Source organism: Leptolyngbya sp. NK1-12, assembly GCF_032598965.1.
In the GTDB taxonomy this organism is placed as follows: Bacteria; Cyanobacteriota; Cyanobacteriia; order Elainellales; family Elainellaceae; genus Elainella.
This window is the reverse complement of record NZ_CP053586.1, coordinates 2,763,033-2,781,418: the sequence shown is the minus strand read 5'-3', so window position 1 is coordinate 2,781,418 and position 18,386 is coordinate 2,763,033. Positions and strand designations below refer to the sequence as shown.

Sequence of the window (18,386 nt, the reverse complement as noted above, 5' to 3'; positions counted from 1 at the left end):
TCATCAAGCTTCCTCCTCGCCTTTGGTGTGGGAGGGCAATTGCATTGGTGGATCAGCCTTGCTAATCGAGGAGTTGGAACATAATGGCCCAGTTGCAGCAAGCAGCGCGCATTCCAAACTTAGCCGGTTGGCTAGTGCTGGGGGTAGGAATCCTGGGTTTAATCGGTTGGCAGTTTGATATTGCCCTACTGAAAACTGGGCTTCCTGGCGGTCTGGCCACCATGAAAGCTAATACGGCGCTGGGCTTTGTCCTGACGGGAAGCGCGCTCAAACTGTTGGCAATCGGTAACTCGCAAGGGAGGCAGAAATACAGGCAGCGGCTATCTACTATCAGCTTAATCTGCTCCTTCCTCGCTGTTTTGCTGGGTGCTTTAACACTGAGTCAGTATGCATTTGGCTGGAACTGGGGCATTGATCAACTGCTGTTTGCCGATCAGATCACAGCCGCGACTAGTCATCCAGGACGCATGGGAGTGAATACAGCCATCAGCTTCAGCTTGATGGGGACAACGCTGCTATTGCTGAATCAACGCTTTCTCAAGCTATCTTCCAACAAGCCTGATCTGAGGCAAATTGGTTGGGGCCAATTGTTGACTTTGATTGCTTTGGGAGTAACGCTACAGGCCCTAGTTGGATTTGCCTATGATGTACCAGTCTTGTATCAGATCAGCACCCGCACTACCTCAATTGCATTTCACACAGCCATTACGTTTATGATTTTGGGTTGCGGTATCCTAGCCCTCTATCCGACCCACGGTATTATTCGCATCTTTACGACCGACCTGGATGGCGGGATCGTCGCGAGACAATTGCTGCCGGCGGCGATCCTGCTGCCGCTGATTTTGGGCTGGCTGATTGTGCAAGGCTATCGGGCCAACTATTACGAATCTGGATTTGCTATGTCGCTGCTGGTCCTGCTGTTGATCGTTGTGCAGGCGATTCTGGTTGGGATCAGCGCTAGTATTCTGAACTGTAACGACTTGAAGCGGCGCAGGCTCGAAGCAGCACGGCGTCAAGTAGAGGCCGAATTACGTGAAAGTGAATGGCGCGTTCGCCAAATTACAGAGAGCAGTAACGATGTATTTTGGATGGCCGATCTGACTAACGCACAATGCGTTTATGTTAGCCCTCAGTTTGAATCGATCTGGGGCCGTTCGTTAGAAGCAATCAAGGCGAACTGGCTGGAATGGCTAGAGGCTATTCATCCAGAGGATCGGCAGCGGGTAGAAACTCGGTTTTTGGCATGCAGATCAACCGGCGGCTACGATGAAGAGTTTCGGATTATTTGTCCTGATGGTAGCATTCGCTGGATTCGCGATCGCGGCTATCCGGTTTACGATGAATCGAAAACTGTGCGCTACGTCAGCGGTGTTGCTGAAGATATCACTGAGCGTAAACAAGTTGAACTAGAACGAGATCGGTTCTTTAGTCTTTCGCTGGATCTACTCTGCATCGCTGAATTGAACGGCCATTTTAGGCGACTCAACCCAGCGTTTGAACGAGTTCTGGGTTACAGCGAAACCGAATTGCTCAACCAGCCGTTTATCGACTTTGTTCACCCGGAGGACCGGGCCGCAACCCTGGCGGCAATGGAACAATTGGCTCAGGGAGAGCAAGCGATTCATTTTGAAAACCGCTATCGCTGCAAAGATGGCACCTACCGCTGGCTGGATTGGGTGAGTGTGCCGGTGCTGGAAGATGGGCTAATCTATGCTGTGGCTCATGATGTGACCCGCCGCAAACAGCTCGAACAAAAGCTGCGCCGAAGCGAAGCTCGGTTTAGACGGTTGTTTGATTCCAATACAATCGGCATTGTTTTTGCTGATTTCCAGGGCAACATCACGCACGCGAACGGAGCCTTTTTAGACCTCGTGGGCTACACGCGAGCCGAGCTGGTGGCCGGTGAAATCCGCTGGCGAGATATGACGCCCCCAGAATATTGGTCTCAAGATCAGCGGGCGCTGGTTGATCTGCAGCAACGAGGAATTTTTACAGCTTGGGAGAAGGAATACTTTCGCAAAGACGGTCGGCGGGTGCCAGTGTTAGTGGGCGGTGCCCTCTTGGCCGATGATACCAATACCGCCATCTGCTATGTCTTAGACCTGAGCGCTCGCAAGCAGGCTGAGATGGCAGTGCAGCGCAGTGAAGAACGCTACCGCTCACTGGTGATGGCTCTCACTTCTGTGGTGTGGACAACCGATGGAGACGGACGCTTTGTAACACGCCAACCGCTCTGGGAAGCCTATACGGGCCAAACTTTTGCGGAATACCGAGATTGGGGCTGGACCGCTGCTTTACATCCAGAGGATCGGGAACGAATTCAGCAATGCTGGCAACAGGCGCTAGTTTCGCGGCAGATCTATGAGGTGGAGGGACGAGTTTGGCACGCCGATTCTGAGCAATATCGTTATTTTGAAGCTCGCGCCGTTCCGATCCTCAATCCGGATGGCACGATTCGAGAATGGGTTGGCACCGTTAATGATGTGCATGAGCGCAAACAGGCGGAAGCGGCTTTGCGGGAAAGTGAAGCTCGCTTTCGCCATTTAACCGATACCTCTCCACTGCTAGTTTGGATGTCGGGAGCCGACAAGCTCTGCAACTACTTCAATGCCGGTTGGTTGAACTTTACCGGACGCAGCCTAGAACAAGAAATGGGGAATGGCTGGATCGAGGGGGTGCATCCAGAGGATCTACAGCGCTGTTTAGACACCTACGTCAATGCCTTTGACGCCTGCCAGCCATTTGAGATGGAGTATCGCCTGCGCCGATTCGATGGCGCATACCGCTGGATTCTGGATATTGGGGTCCCGCGTTTTACCCTAGAAGGCGACTTTTGTGGCTACATTGGCTCCTGTGTCGATATCCACGACCGCAAACAAGCCGAAGCCGACATGCAGCGGCTAAACGAGATCTTAGAATTGCGGGTGAAGGAACGCACGGCCCAGCTCGAAGCGGCCAACAAAGAGCTGGAATCCTTCTCCTATTCCGTCTCCCACGATTTGCGAGCGCCGCTGCGCCACATTGCTGGATTCGTAGACCTGCTGCGGAAACGGCTAGACCCCCATACACTAGATGCGACAAGTCAGCGCTATTTGACGATTATTACTGACACCACTCACCAAGCCGGAACCTTGATTGACGATCTGTTGGCCTTTTCCCGCATGGGACGCAGCGAAATGCGCTGGCTCCAGGTCGATATGAACCAGCTCGTGCAGGAAATTTGCCGCGAACTAGAGCCAGAAACAGTTCAGCGACAAATTCAGTGGCAAATTGAACCGTTACCCATCGTGCAGGGCGATCCGGCGATGCTGCGGCTTGTGATGCGCAATTTGCTAGAAAACGCCCTCAAGTATACGCGCTCTCGTGCTGTAGCAGAGATTCAGATTGGCAGCAGCAGTACAGATCAGGAAAATGTGCTGTTCGTGCGAGACAATGGAATTGGGTTTAATATGCAATATGCTCACAAGCTGTTTGGTATTTTTCAAAGGTTGCATAGTGATCCCAACTACGAAGGTACGGGAATCGGTTTAGCTAATGTTCGTCGCATTATTCATCGACATGGAGGACGGACCTGGGCTGAAGGCATGGTTGATGGCGGAGCCACCTTCTACATTTCGTTGCCTAAATTGGCCGTGGAACCAAACCAGATGACAGAGCTGGAATCCACAGAAAAATCCACAGAAAAATCCACAGAAAAGCCAATCGAATCAACAGCAGAACAACCAGCTATTCAGAAAGTAGAACTGCCAATGAAACAGAAAACAAACGGTAAATAGGAAGCCTCAAAATTGAAATTAGAGCTAGAACAGAACATGACCGAGTTGAAACGTATTCTATTAGTCGAGGACAGTGCCTATGATGTGGAATTGATTTTAACAGCCTTGTCAGAGAATGCATTAGCCAATGAAGTAGTAGTGGTACGGGATGGTGAAGAAGCCTTAGATTATCTATACCGACGTGGTGTATTTCGGCTGCGGCTGGAGGGAAACCCGATTGTGATTCTACTCGACCTCAAACTGCCTAAAATTGATGGTATTGAAGTGCTCTCTGCCCTCAAAGCCGATCCCATGCTTCGGCTGATTCCAGTGGTCGTGTTAACTTCATCCCAAGAAGAACCCGATTTGCTTCACTGCTACGAGCTGGGCACTAATGCCTATGTCGTCAAACCCATTGATTTCCATGAGTTTGTTGAAGTGATCAAGCAAGTCGGTCTATTTTGGGCCGTGGTCAATCAACCGCCACCAGACCTGCCTGCCCCAATGCCTTCTGAGTAAGGACATGCGCTGATGAAAACACTCCAGTTCCTGCTACTCGAAGATAGTCCGCTAGACGCAGAGCTGATTCAAGCAACCCTGCAAGACGGAGGCATTGCGTTTGAGCTGCGACAAGTTCAGACCCGTGCAGATTTTGTGGCGGCTTTACAATCCGACTCGTTTGATCTGATCCTATCTGACTATTCCCTCCCCAACTTTGACGGAATCTCTGCGTTGGCATTGGCGCAGCAGTACTGTCCGCAAGTGCCGTTTATTTTTGTTTCAGCGACGTTAGGAGAAGAGTTAGCAATCGAAACTCTCAAGCGTGGCGCTACTGATTATGTGGTGAAACAGCGTCTAGGCCGACTGGTACCGGCAGTGCAACGTGCCCTGCGAGAAACCCAAGAGCGCCAAGAACGGCAGCGGGCTGAACTGGCTTTGCAAGCAACTGAAGATCGCTATCGCTCGCTGTTTGAGCAATCGCCGTTTGGGGTGTTGCTCATTCGCCCGGATGATCAATCCTTTGTGGAATTCAATTCCCAGGCCCATCGACAGTTGGGTTACAGCCACAACGAGTTTGCTCAATTGCGGCTCTACCAGATTGAAGCCAGAGAATCCCCCGAGCAGATTGCCGATCACAGTCAGGCAATTGTGCAGCAGGGGTTTGATCAGTTTGAGTCGCAGCACTACACCAAGTCAGGCGAATTGCGAGATGTGCTGATCACCGTTCAGGCGATCACGATTGGCAATCAGCAGTATCTGCATGCAATTTGGCAAGACATCACCCAACGCAAACGATCGGAAAAAGCCCTGCAAGAACGCAATGCCCGCCTGAAGCTGCTCTACGAAACTACGAGTGACCTGCTTTCAACCAGTCAGCCGATCACCCTACTCGATGATCTGTTCAAAAAACTCTCTAGCCACATCGACTTGCATTGCTATCTCGGCTTTTTGGTCGAGTCCGGGGATGACAAACCCTTGCTGAAGTTAGCCGCCTACAGCGGGATCTCGGTAATAGAAGCCCAGACGCTGCACCAACTCGACCTCGAATCCACCATGTGTGGGCTGGCAATCAGCCAAAATTGTCCAGTCATATTACCGGATGTACAAGCTTCTACCCTGCCCAGAGCCGCCCTGATCCGCTCCTTGGGCCTTACTGCCTATGCGGGCTATCCTCTATCTGCTAGAGGCCAGTTGCTGGGAGCACTTTCATTTGGCAGCCGCAGCCGCTTTGCCTTCACCTCAGAAGAACTAGATTTGTTGCAAGTCACTGCCGATCAGGTGGCAGTTGCCCTAGAGCGAGCCAGTTTGCTTCATTCCTTGCAGCAACAGACCGAGCAGTTGAGCCAAACTAACCGCATCAAAGACGAATTTTTAGCGGTTCTGTCCCACGAACTGCGCACGCCGCTGAATCCAATCCTGGGTTGGGCCAAGCTACTGCGCACCAGGCAATACGACGCTATCACTACCGCCCGCGCCCTAGAAATCATCGAACGCAATGCCAAAACCCAAACTCAACTGATCGAAGACCTGCTGGATGTCTCCCGGATCCTGCGCGGCAAACTCAGCCTGACCATTGCTCCCGTTGACTTAATCGCAACCGTCCAAGCCGCCTTAGAAACCGTGCAGCTCGCAGCAGAAGCCAAAACGATCGATTTGCAATTTACGATTTCAGATTTTGGGTTGAACAACGCTAGAGAAACTTCATCGTTGACCAATTCTGCCGAACCATTAGATCCGTTAACATCCTCCCCAGCGGCTCATTCCCCCGACCAAAATCCAAACTCTAAAATCCAAAATCCGAAGCTGCAGGTACTGGGAGACGCAAACCGTTTACAGCAAGTAATCTGGAATCTCCTCTCCAATGCGATCAAATTCACCCCCCAGGGTGGACGGGTTGAAGTGCGCTTGCAATCTTCCCCGCCTCACGCTCAAATCATCGTCACCGACACAGGTCAAGGCATCAACCCAGACTTCTTGCCCTATGTGTTTGATTATTTCCGTCAGGCCGATGGCAGCACCACGCGCATTTTTGGGGGATTGGGGTTGGGGTTGGCGATTGTGCGGCACTTGGTCGAGCTGCATGGAGGCACCATCGAGGCGGCTAGCGCTGGAGAAGGGCAGGGAGCTACCTTTACGCTGCAATTGCCACTGCTGCAATCACAACGGCCGCATTTGGAACCAACCTCTCCTGCCGCGATGCCAATCATTCCCTTGCAGGGCATCAGAATTCTAGTTGTCGATGATGACAAGGATGCGTTGGAATATATTGCTTTTTTGCTAGAACAATCGGGTGCTCTGGTGCTGGCTACGATGTCTGCGACAGATGCACTAGAAACCCTGCGGCAAGCCAAACCCGATCTGCTGATTAGCGACATTGGCATGCCAAACCAAGATGGCTATATGCTGCTGCATCAGGTGCGGCAACTTCCATCTGATCAAGGTGGGCAGATTCCTGCTATTGCCTTGACTGCCTATGCCAGGGATGAGGATTGTCATCAAGCTTTATCAGCTGGCTTTCAAACCCATTTGGCTAAACCAATTGAGCCGGATCGATTGATTGCTACGGTAACGCAACTGGTGAAGGCTGAAACATCTATTCAAAAAAACTGCCCTGAGTTAAAAACCGACTAGCGGCCTGACTATCCACTGGGTGAGAGAACAGATATCCCTGAACAAAATTACAGCCCAACTCTCGCAGTTTGGCGAGTTGCTCTGGCGTCTCTACTCCTTCTGCAACGACATCCATTCCCAGGCTGTGGGCTAGGGTAATGATCATTTTAATCGTTTCTAAGTTGGTGCCTGCACTGATATCTACCCGTTGAATAAAGGAGCGGTCGATTTTGAGAATATCGATTGGGAACTCATGTAAGCGACTTAAAGACGAATAACCCACGCCAAAATCGTCGATACAGAGTTGGATGCCAAGCTCCTTCAACTGGTTCAGGGTATCGGTCTGCGAGGCAATATTTTCCAGGAGATAGCTCTCGGTAATTTCCAACTTCAAATGTTCGCCTCGTAAATTTCTGGATTGAAGCGTTCTGCTAATCCGCTCCACCAAATCTTTCTGCTGCAGCTGAATTGCGGAGCAGTTAATATTGAGCCTGATTGACTGCTGCTGAAACTGCTGCTGCCACATCTGGAGTTGCTGACAGGCAGCCTCAAATACCCACCAGCCCAGCGGCACAACTAGGCGAGTCTCCTCAGCCAGTGGAATAAACTTGCTAGGCGAGATCTGCCCTTGCGACGGATGCTGCCAGCGAATTAGCGTTTCAAAACTGTCTAGCTTGCCGCTCTCGGTTGAAATAATCGGCTGATAGTGCAAGCTCAGCTCACGACGGCTAATCGCTCGCCGCAAATCATTTTCCAGATCGAGATATTCTTTAGCTCGAATCTGCATGATGGGGTCAAAGACCTGAAAGCGGCCCTTGCCCTGAGCCTTGGCGCAGTACATAGCGACATCGGCATCGCGCAGCAACTCTTCTGGCCGGTCATAGCGTTTGAGACCCAGAGAATTGAGCGTAATCCCAATGCTAGCTTGGGAATAAATCTCCATCTCCTCAATCTGAAAGGGGAGCTTCAGTTGGGCTTGGATGCGTCGCGCAATTGCTTCCGTTTCTGCAATGTTTTCGACGGCTTCTAGCAAAATCGCAAACTCATCGCCCCCCAAACGGGCGACCACATCCGACTCTCTCAGACAGTTTTTGAGCCGGTGTGCCACGCTTTGCAGCAGCAGATCGCCAACGGCATGGCCCAGACTATCATTGATCAGCTTGAAGCGGTCGAGGTCGATAAACAGCACTGCATAGAGGCGATTGGCAGGGGGCTGCTCGATGAGCTGCGCCAAGCGCTGAATAAACCAACTGCGGTTGGGCAGGCCAGTCAGGGAGTCGTAGTAGGCAACACGCATCAGGGCTTGCTGCGCTTGCTGCAGTTGCTGCTGCTGCTCTCGGATTGCTTGAACCGACTGCAGGGTCTTCTGAATCGTGAGTTCAAGGTCTTGGAAGTCGATGGGTTTGGTAAGAAAGTCGAAGGCTCCCCGGTTCATCGCCCTGCGAATGTTGGGGATGTCTCCATAGGCCGAAATCACAACAGCTTTTAACGTTTTATCAATTTCGGCAAGGCGGCCCAACAGGGTGAGGCCGTCCATCTTGGGCATGTTGATGTCGGTGAGCACCATATCCACTTGGCTACCGGATTGTAGCCATCTCAGTGCTTCTACACCATCGGCAGCGAACAAAAAGTCGAACTCCTGAGCCTGGATCTTTTTGCGAAAGCGCTGTCGAATCAAACGCTCCAACTCCACCTCATCGTCAACAACTAGAATTTTTGCAGGTGGCATATCTTTCTCGGCTATTCTGCTTTGCCTGATTGGTCCTAATCGACTTGAGTAAACTAGAGTAACTGGAAATGGCTAATCTTCACAAATGAAATTTGCTACAGCAAATGAAAGAAAGAATCTAAAGAACAAAGGTGTGAAAGCAGTTATACACCAAGAAATCGGTGATAAATGAACACAACAACACAAAATAGGCGAAGTGCATTACCTACTTTCCTTGACAAACAGCGCTGATTTGGCAGGAATTTGCATAGTGGGAGCAAAGACCTGAAAGCGGCCCTTGCCCTGAGCCTTGGCGCAGTACATAGCGACATCCGCATCGCGCAGCAACTCTTCTGGCCGGTCATAGCGTTTGAGACCCAGAGAATTGAGCGTAATCCCAATGCTAGCTTGGGAATAAATCTCCATCTCCTCGATCTGAAAGGGACGTTCTAGTTGGGTTTGAATCTGCTGCACAATCACAATAACTTCTGCAATATTTTTTACATCTTCTAGCAAAATCGCAAACTCATCGCCCCCCAAACGGGCGACTACACCGGGTGATTGTGGGCATGATTGCAGGGAGTATTGGAGTCGTTGCGCCACCTGCGTCAGCAATGCATCACCAATTACATGACCGAAACTATCATTGATCAGCTTGAAGCGGTCGAGGTCGATAAACAGCACTGCATAGAGGCGATTGGCAGGGGGCTGCTCGATGAGCTGCGCCAAGCGCTGAATAAACCAACTGCGGTTGGGCAGGCCAGTCAGGGAGTCGTAGTAGGCAACACGCATCAGGGCTTGCTGCGCTTGCTGCAGTTGCTGCTGCTGCTCTCGGATTGCTTGAACCGACTGCAGGGTCTTCTGAATCGTGAGTTCAAGGTCTTGGAAGTCGATGGGTTTGGTGAGAAAGTCGAAGGCTCCCCGGTTCATCGCCCTGCGAATATTGGGGATGTCTCCATAGGCCGAAATCACAACAGCTTTTAACGTTTTATCAATTTCGGCAAGGTGGCCCAACAGGGTGAGGCCGTCCATCTTGGGCATGTTGATGTCGGTGAGCACCATATCCACTTGGCTACCGGATTGTAGCCATCTCAGTGCTTCTACACCATCGGCAGCGAACAAAAAGTCGAACTCCTGAGCCTGGATCTTTTTGCGAAAGCGCTGCCGAATCAAACGCTCCAACTCCACCTCATCGTCAACAACTAGGATTTTTGCAGGTGTCATACCAGCTCGCTTACTATCCAATCAAATCACGAAGAGGCGAGGGGGCAAACCTACCACCCCATCGTGTTTAGCTATACAGTCCTTCTGAGCAATAAACATTCGAAAAATTACGGAATTACAGAGGCAACGTGACGATGAATTCCGTGAAACTACCCGGCTCAGAATTAACACTCAGCGTGCCGCGATGCTGACCAACAATCACATCGTAAGTAATGGAAAGCCCCAATCCCGTTCCTTCATTAGCTTTGGTCGTAAAGAACGGGTCGAATACCTTAGTTAGAGTATCGGATTCGATACCAATGCCGTTGTCCCAAATTTTGATTTCAATTTGATCAACCAATTTGCGAGTCGTAATGGCAATCCTTGGTGCATGGGCTGGGTTTTGTTGCTGTTGTTTGTAGACAGCATAGCAGGCGTTATCAATCAAATTGATGAAGGCTCGGCTCAGATCGCTAGGAGCAACGTTAACGAACCCAAGGGTTGCATCATGATCGGTTTCAATGGTGACATTGAAGTCGGGAAACTGGGCACGCCGACTGTGGTAGGCCAATTCGGTGGCTTCTTTTAGTAGATTGGCAAGGTTGACGAGTTGCCGCTCTCCTGGCTCCGTGCGGGTATGTTGCATCATTGTTTGAATAATCCGCTCGGCTCGCTGTCCGTGTTGGTGAATCGCGACGGCATTGGCTCGCACTTCTGCTAAGGCTGCTTGTAAAGCCTCGGATTGGTCAGGGGCAAGCTGGATGACCAAATCTGCCAAAATATCATCAACCAGTTCGATGGAGCCTTCGGCATAGTTGTTGACAAAATTGAGGGGGTTGCGCAACTCGTGGGCAATTCCCGCCATTAAAGCACCGAGCGATGCCAGTTTTTCTTTGAGAATGATCTGTTTTTGAGTGTCCTGTAGTTCTTGCAGGGTTTGTTTGAGCGTGGCTTCAGTTTTGCGTCGCCGTTTTACTTCTTGTTTAAGCAGTAAATTCCGTTGCTGAAGTGCGCGATTTAACCGCTGCAGATTTAGGTGGGTTTTGACCCTAGCCAACACTTCTTCTTGCTGAAACGGTTTTGTGATGTAGTCTACACCACCAACAGTAAAAGCTTTCACCTTGTTGGTGACGGTATCTAGAGCGCTCAGAAAAATAATTGGAATTTCTTGCGTCTGGGGATTGGCCTTTAGGGCTTGGCACACTTGGTAACCATCGGGGTCGGGCATCATGATGTCGAGCAAAATTAGATCGGGCGGGTCAAGCTGGGCTGCGTCGATTGCCAACCGTCCATTTAGAACTTTTCGTACTTTATATCCTTCTTTCACCAAAATATTAGACAGTAATCTTAAATTGTCTGGCTTGTCATCAACCACTAAGATATTCTCTCTGTTATCCATGATCTATTTACGCTTTGAGCCTGCAAGGGAACCGCACCCGACTAGAATTAAAGTTGATGAAGTTGGAAAAGTAGGAGAAATGAATAAAATTCTCGTTAGACAACGTTAGACAACAGAGCAACACTCTCATGACCAAACGCCAGAGGCAGACCGGAGTGGTGCTATCACTCCTACAACTAACCCGGCGGGGCATCCTAGCACCCCATTACTGTCCTCAAGGTCAGTCCTACCTGATACAATTTGTAAATTTCAGTCAAAACGGGAAATCTAGGAGTGGCAACCCTCCCAGAATGGAGTCGAGGTTAGATATTACCCATCCAGCCCAATTGGGTGCAACGTTGTGCAACGTTTGACTGTTTAGGTTTTCTATCAACTTTTCCAATCAACTGCTTTCCAGCCAAGTGCCAAAGCAAGCTCCGATGCTAAACCACATGATTAGAAATGCCGTTTACGAAAACATCTTCTATAAGATAAAGCAAAGGTTTGAGTTGCGACCAGAGGACTCGGCAAAATCAGTTAAACCACTGACATCCCAGCAGCAATTCCCAATCCCTACAGCATCATAGCAATTAGACCACAGCCAGTTAGTACCAGCCGTTAAGGACTTAAAGATGCTAACCATTGCTACACTGACAGAAGCAGCTCAAGCCATCGCAAACGAAACTTGTTTGGAGGCGGTGCTAGTTCGGCTTCTGCGTCTCGTGCTGGACTATACCAATATCGAGCGGGGACTCGTGCTGCTGAAGCAAAACTGCGATTGGCAAATAGCCGCAACAGCACAACGCTCACCCTGCTCGGTCACTGGTTGGGCTGCTGCGGCAGGCGTGTCTAGCCGGATTGTGCCACTGTCGGTGTTGCAGCATGTAGACTGTACTCAAACTGAGCTGATTTTATCAGAACCGATTCCGAGTCCATTTGCAGATGACCCCTACCTCACGCAGCTCAAGCAGCTCAAGCAGCAATTTGAATCATTCCCAACAGAGCAATCCATTGTGGTGATAGGGTTGCCGTTAGTAGTGCAAGAAACGTTAATTGGAATTTTTTACCTGGAATATCAAGAAAATTACCTAAAAAATCGCCCCGAGAATTACCCAGAAAATTACCCAGAAAATTGCTCCATTGCTGATGGGGTTAATCCTCATCCCATTGATGCCCTCAGCCCGGTTCAGCGAGTTGACGCAGTTGATGCAGACGAGATTCAGTTAATTCGATTTCTCTGTAGTCAAGCTGTCATTGCCCTAGAGCGTTTGGATCAGCAGCGTTGGCAATTTGCGATTGAAGCCATCAATGCTGCGGTGTGGGACTGGGATCTAAGTACAGGAAAGAGTTATCGTTCTGCCCATTGGTATGAGTTATTGGGTTACACTCCAGGTGAAGTACCGCCGTTTCATACAGCTTGGATTGAGTTAATTCACCCGGATGACCGTGAGCGAGTTGTGGCGCTGATTGATGTTTGCTTGACTGGGGCTGCTCCTCGCTATAGTGCCGAATATCGGATTCGCTGCCGCAATGGGCGCTACAAATGGTTTCGCTCGCAAGGTGTAGTCAAACGAAACACGGAGGGAAAACCTGTCCGCTTAGTGGGGTGTAACACAGACCTAACGGCACTACGCACGACAGAGATGGCGCTCAAACAAAGCCAAACCCGATTTCGAGAAGTGTTTGACTCAACGGTGCAGTTCATGGGAGTGTTTACCCCAGAGGGCCGCTTCCTAGATGCTAATTGCACGGCTCTAGACTTTGCTGGGTTGAACCGCGAGCAGATTATCGACCGCTATGTTTGGGATACCCCTTGGTTTGATCAGCTGCCGTCATCTCAAAGTCAGTTGCGACAAGCATTTCAGCAGGCAGTGCAAGGAGAAATCTGCCGGTTTGAGCTGGCCCTCCGTGGCAAAACTGGAGAAGTTCGGATCACGGATGCCTCCTGCAAGCCTTTGTATGACCAGACGGGTCGGGTCTATCAAATCCTGGGTGAAGCTCGTGATATTACGGACCGCAAACAGGTCGAGCTAGCCCTACAAGCCAGTGAGGTGCGCTATTGGCAAATTGTCGAGCAACAGACAGACCTGATTTGTCGCTTTTTACCAGATGGCACCCTCATCTTTGTGAACGAAGCCTACTGTCGCTATTTTGGTCGCTCCCGGCAAGAACTGATTGGCCAATCCTTCTTCAACTTGATTCCAGAAATGGACTGGCAAGCAGTGCGAACTAGCTTAGCTAGATTGACACCTGACCATCGCGTCATCACCTGCGAACATCAAGTCGTTTTACCCGATGGACGGATTTGCTGGCAGCAATGGACAGATCAGGCTTTCTATGATGCTGACGGCAATTTGTTAGAACTGCAAAGTGTAGGACGAGACATCACCGAACGCAAACTAGCTGAAATCGAGCTACAAACAAGTGAAGCCCACAATCGAGCTATCATCAACGCCATCCCCGATCTGATGCTGCGAGTGCGGCACGATGGTACTTGCCTGGATCTGATTCCACCCAAACACGGAACTCAGAAGTTTGTACCGATTCAGTCCCACCTTGCTGAAGTGCTACCGCCCGATTTGCTCGAACAGCAGCTTTTCTACATTCGCCAAGCTCTGACCACAGGACAGATTCAAGTTTATGAGCACCAATTTCCTACCAGTCGTGACGAATGTCATGATGAATCTGATGATGAATATCGGGATGAAGAAGTTCGGATTAGTCCACTCTCTGCGGATGAGGTGCTAATTTTTATCCGGGATATTAGTCAGCGTAAACGCACCGAAGCAGAACGCCAACAAGCAGAGGTAGCCCTCCAGCGCAGTGAGGAACGATTTCGCAATTTGGTGGAAACCTCGACCGACTGGGTATGGGAGGTTGATCAACAGTTTGTGTTTACCTACGCTAGCCCGCGCTGCTGGGAAATGTTGGGCTACAAACCAGAGGAGATTCTGGGCCGATCTGCCTTAGATCTGATGCCATCTGAAGACGCGAAGCGAGTAGCCGAAATCTGGAATGCCATTGCGGCTCGGTATCAGCCGTTTCACTGTCTAGAAAAGGTGCACTATCACAAAGATGGCCATCTGGTATTTCTAGAAACCAGCGGTGTGCCGGTTTTCAACGCGGTCGGCCAATTTTGTGGCTACCGGGGCATTGCTCGCGACATTACTGACCGCAAACAAACTGAAGCGTCATTACAGAGCTTGGTCGCGGGTACGGCGAGTGTCACGGGTGAAGACTTTTTCCCGGCCTTGGTCAGTCAGTTAGCAGCAGCTCTGAATGTGGAACATGCGACTGTATCACGCTATCAGAACGACTGTTTCCATACGCTTGCTTTCTGGTCAAAGGGGCAGTTGCAGCCGCATCGGATCTATAGAGCTGATTCTGTCCAAGCTTGCCGCTTGACTCTAGAGCAGGGGGTTTTCTGCTGTGAACGCAATGCCCAAGACCTATTTCATGGCCGCTGCCAAGCGATTCAAATGCTGCAAGCCGAGAGCTATTTAGGAGTTGCTTTAGTCAACAGCCAAGGACAGGCCATCGGCACCGTGTGCATTCTGGACAGCAAGCCGCTGTTAAACCCTTCTCGCTATCTGACCCTGCTTCAACTCTTTGCCGTGCGGGCAGCGGCGGAACTAGAACGCCAGCAGGCAGAGTTGGCGTTGCACCAGCTCAATCAGGAGTTGGAACAGCGGGTGGTGCAGCGAACCCAAGAACTGCTTCAGATCCAAACTGCGCTTCAGCAAAGTGAGCAGTTTCTTCGCAGCATCTACGAGGGGGTAGATTATCCAATCTTTGTGCTGGATGTGTTGGCAGATGGAAGCTTCCGGCAGACGGGATGGAATCCAGCCTGTGAGCGAGAAATCGGGCAAACCAACGCTGAAATCAACGGCAAAAAATTAGAGGAAATCATTTCGGATCCGGCCAGATTACAAGAAATGCAAGCCTTCTTCACGCGCTGCCTGCAGGCAGGCACCTCCATTTCCCAGGAGGAATACCAGAATGTTCAGGGCCAGTCATCCTGGTATTTGACCACGCTCAACCCCTTACGCGATCAGACGGGCAGGATCTATCGCATTGTTGGCACGGCCTTTGATATCACCGACCGGAAACGGGCCGAAGCCGCCTTACAGGAGAGTCAGCAGTTTGCCCAGCGAATTGCAGATAACATACCCAATGTCCTATACATTTATGATCTCACACAAGATCGTCACATGTATATCAATCGAGAGTTGGTTAATTGTTTGGGATATACAATTGCTGAAGTCAAAGCAATGCACCTCGACCAGTTAATGAACCTATTGCATCCAGACGATCTAGAAGCGCATCGTATCCATGGTCGTCGCCTTACGGCTGCAACGGATGGAGAAGTCCTTGAGATTGAGTATCGGATCCGCCATGCAAATGGTGATTGGCGTTGGTTCTATAGTCGTGACGCCGTATTCCGACGCAGTGCAACCGGAAAAGTCACCCAGATTATTGGAACGGCGCAGGATATTACCGATCGCAAACAGCTAGAGCAAGAACAGGCTCGTCTCTTGGCCATTCTGGAAGCTTCACCTGATTACGTCGGTATCGCTAGCCCTACAGGCGATGTTTTGTGGCTCAATGCCCAGTTCAAACAGTTGGTTGGCCTACCTGCCGATGCTAGCGCTGCTCAGTTCGCCCAGTACAAAATTGTCGATTTTCATCCAGGTTGGGCAACAGAAATCATTTGCAACCAAGGCATTCCCTATGCGGCTCAACACGGAATTTGGCTAGGAGAAACCTGCTTGCATAATCCCAATGGTGAAGATATTCCTGTATCCCAGCTCATCCTACGCCATACATCTGGCAATGGAGAAGTCCAGTATCTGTCTACAATTATGCGAGACATCGGCGATCGTAAACGGGCAGAGCTGGCGATCCGTCAAAGTGAAGAACGCTTGCAGCTGGCGTTAGAGGGATCGGGAGATGGGCTTTGGGATTGGAATGTGCTCACTGGAGAAAGCTATTTTAGCCCGCTCTGGTTTGAAATGCTAGGTTACGAAGCCAATGAATGGCCAGCCCACGTAGAGACTTGGAAGATGCTGATGCATCCAGACGATCGAGTGGCTGTAATACCACAGCTCCGTCGCCATTTGTCTGGTCATACGAGTTCCTACTCGGCTGAATTTCGCCTCCGAACCAAATCGGGTGAATGGAAATGGATTTCAGCCCACGGTAAAGTGGTTGCCCGCAATCCTGCCGGAGAACCGCTACGCATGCTCGGCACTCATCGAGATATTAGCGACCGTAAACGCGCCGAAGCTGCACTGCAACAGGCTAACCTGGAGCTAGAAAGCCGCGTCGAAGCCCGCACAGCTGAACTGAGGCAGGCCAAAGAAGCCGCGGAAGCCGCCAGCCTTGCTAAAAGCACCTTTCTAGCCAACATCAGTCACGAGTTGCGCACGCCACTCAATGCCATCCTGGGCTTCAGCCAATTGATGACAAGGGATCCGTCTCTCACGCTAGAACAGCAGCAGCAGCTTGGCATCATCAACCGCAATGGTGAACATCTGCTCACCCTGATCAACGATATTTTAGAGATGTCTAAGATTGAGGCAGGGCGGACTGTTCTAAACCCGAACAATCTTGACCTCTATCGATTGCTCCATAGCGTAGAAGAAATGTTTCGCCTTAAAGCCAGTTCTAAGGGTTTGAATCTAGTAGTTGAGCAGGCCATTGATGTTCCCCAGTTCATCTACACTGATGAAGGAAAACTGCGTCAAGTTCTGATCAACTTGCTGGGCAATGCGATTAAGTTCACGTCATCTGGCTGTGTGACGCTACGAGTCTTCTGGTATTCTCAAACCCAATCAACAAATCAATCAGAAAATCAGCCTAAAGATATTGACGCTGATAATTCCCAATTGATACCAGAACTTACTGCATTTACCTCATCCCTTGGATTTGAAGTGGAAGATACAGGTCCAGGCATCAATCCATCCGAACTCGATCGCCTGTTTGAACCCTTTATGCAGACCGAGTCGGGTCGCCGCTCACAGGAAGGTACGGGATTGGGTTTACCGATCAGCCGCCAGTTTGTTCACTTAATGGGCGGGGAATTAACCGTGCAAAGTCAACTGGGGAAAGGCAGTATTTTTCGCTTTCATATTCCTACTCAGCAGGTAGAGGAGGCAACACCTCAGCTTGAATTAGCCGATCGGCGCGTAATTGGCTTAGCTCCTGGTCAACCGCAATATCGCATTCTGGTGGTAGAAGATAACTGGGCTAACCGTCAGCTTCTAGTTGATTTGCTGGTGCTGATTGGCTTTGAGGTGCAAACTGCCACAAACGGTCAGGAAGCAATTGAGATGTGGCGGACCTGGCTACCGCATCTGATCTGGATGGATATCCGCATGCCACTGCTAGATGGTTATGAAGCAACCCAACGAATTCGAGCTGAAATTGCCAATCGACCGTCTCCTCAGCCCAGCACGGTAATTATTGCCCTCACCGCAAGCGCTTTTGAGGAAGACCGGCTAGCCATTCTTGGGGCTGGCTGTGATGATTTTGTGCGTAAACCCGTACCTGAACGCATGCTCTTAGAAAAAATAGCCCAATATTTGAACGTGCAGTACATCTATGCCAACCCTACCTCTGGTGCAATCACCCATCTACCGAACAAGCCGACTGCACTCACTGATGTGGCACTTGAGCCGATGTCGGACCAGCTATCCAAGATGCCTATTACTTGGATCGAACAACTGCATCGGGCCGCTCAAATTGCCGATGAAGAAATGATTTTGCAGCTAATCGAAGAAATTCCAGCTACTCAGGGTCAAATGGCTAATACGCTGCGAGAACTGGTGCATCACTTCCACTTAGAGCAAATTATTCAGATTACCCAAGCGAAGGTAGGTAGTGAAGCTGATCCGGAAGAGTTTAATGTATAGAGTGAAATGTACAGAGTGAAATGTATAAACTGACTAGAAATTTGTAGACCAATGAAAGAATTTACTGACCAAAAAATAATTGTAAGAATACTACCTAAAAAATATAACCCAGGTACAAATTCAATGATGAACCTAACCTGGGCTAGTTTAAAGTTATTTGATTAAGCTATATGCTGACCTTAATAAAGTGAGTTTGGTCAGCGGTTTTGATATATCTGTATCTTAACTAACAACTTTAGAACATGTTCTAAATTTTAATACTTTTTTATTTTTCAAGATGTTTCTTAACTACCAGGTAATTCAACCAAATTGAACAA

7 protein-coding genes are annotated in these 18,386 nt (G+C 50.0%); 4 read left to right on the top strand and 3 right to left on the bottom strand.

The window, feature by feature from the left end; all coding sequences use genetic code 11:
* Positions 1 to 83 precede the first annotated feature (83 nt).
* The 3 genes from HJG54_RS11635 to HJG54_RS11625 are packed head-to-tail and all read left to right on the top strand — an operon-like array spanning position 84 to position 6,887.
* A complete protein-coding gene (locus HJG54_RS11635; RefSeq protein WP_316435110.1) occupies positions 84 to 3,776 on the top strand; it encodes a PAS domain S-box protein in 3,693 nt (1,230 codons plus the stop codon).
* A 36-nt stretch (positions 3,777 to 3,812) separates the two neighbouring features.
* Positions 3,813 to 4,274 (top strand): response regulator, encoded by a 462-nt coding sequence (locus HJG54_RS11630; RefSeq protein ID WP_316435109.1) that lies wholly within the window; start codon positions 3,813 to 3,815, stop codon positions 4,272 to 4,274.
* 12 nt (positions 4,275 to 4,286) lie between these two features.
* Positions 4,287 to 6,887 (top strand): response regulator, encoded by a 2,601-nt coding sequence (locus tag HJG54_RS11625; protein WP_316435108.1) that lies wholly within the window; start codon positions 4,287 to 4,289, stop codon positions 6,885 to 6,887.
* Here HJG54_RS11625 and HJG54_RS11620 read toward each other — a convergent pair.
* The 3 genes from HJG54_RS11620 to HJG54_RS11610 form a co-directional block, all read right to left on the bottom strand.
* The gene (locus HJG54_RS11620; protein WP_316435107.1) at positions 6,850 to 8,595 is read right to left on the bottom strand and encodes a putative bifunctional diguanylate cyclase/phosphodiesterase; all 1,746 of its coding nucleotides are present in this window, start codon (positions 8,593 to 8,595) and stop codon (positions 6,850 to 6,852) included. The genes HJG54_RS11625 and HJG54_RS11620 overlap by 38 nt on opposite strands.
* A gap of 201 nt (positions 8,596 to 8,796) precedes the next feature.
* Positions 8,797 to 9,798 carry a diguanylate cyclase domain-containing protein gene (locus HJG54_RS11615; RefSeq protein ID WP_316435105.1) on the bottom strand — a complete coding sequence of 334 codons (1,002 nt, stop codon included), beginning with the start codon at positions 9,796 to 9,798 and terminating at the stop codon, positions 8,797 to 8,799.
* Positions 9,799 to 9,913: 115 nt separating this feature from the next.
* Entirely contained in the window at positions 9,914 to 11,176 is a 1,263-nt protein-coding gene (locus tag HJG54_RS11610; protein ID WP_316435104.1) for a hybrid sensor histidine kinase/response regulator, read from the bottom strand.
* Positions 11,177 to 11,787: 611 nt separating this feature from the next.
* On the opposite strand from HJG54_RS11610, the gene HJG54_RS11605 reads away from it, so the two are divergent.
* Positions 11,788 to 18,069, top strand: a complete 6,282-nt coding sequence (locus HJG54_RS11605) for a PAS domain S-box protein (protein WP_316435103.1) — start codon at positions 11,788 to 11,790, stop codon at positions 18,067 to 18,069.
* Positions 18,070 to 18,386 lie beyond the last annotated feature (317 nt).

Coding starts and splice junctions, on each gene's coding strand:
- HJG54_RS11625 (WP_316435108.1), top strand. CDS start 4,287: ATGAAAACACTCCAGTTCCTGCTACTCGAAGATAGTCCGCTAGACGCA.
- HJG54_RS11605 (WP_316435103.1), top strand. CDS start 11,788: ATGCTAACCATTGCTACACTGACAGAAGCAGCTCAAGCCATCGCAAAC.
- HJG54_RS11610 (WP_316435104.1), bottom strand. CDS start 11,176: ATGGATAACAGAGAGAATATCTTAGTGGTTGATGACAAGCCAGACAAT.
- HJG54_RS11615 (WP_316435105.1), bottom strand. CDS start 9,798: ATGACACCTGCAAAAATCCTAGTTGTTGACGATGAGGTGGAGTTGGAG.
- HJG54_RS11635 (WP_316435110.1), top strand. CDS start 84: ATGGCCCAGTTGCAGCAAGCAGCGCGCATTCCAAACTTAGCCGGTTGG.
- HJG54_RS11620 (WP_316435107.1), bottom strand. CDS start 8,595: ATGCCACCTGCAAAAATTCTAGTTGTTGACGATGAGGTGGAGTTGGAG.
- HJG54_RS11630 (WP_316435109.1), top strand. CDS start 3,813: ATGACCGAGTTGAAACGTATTCTATTAGTCGAGGACAGTGCCTATGAT.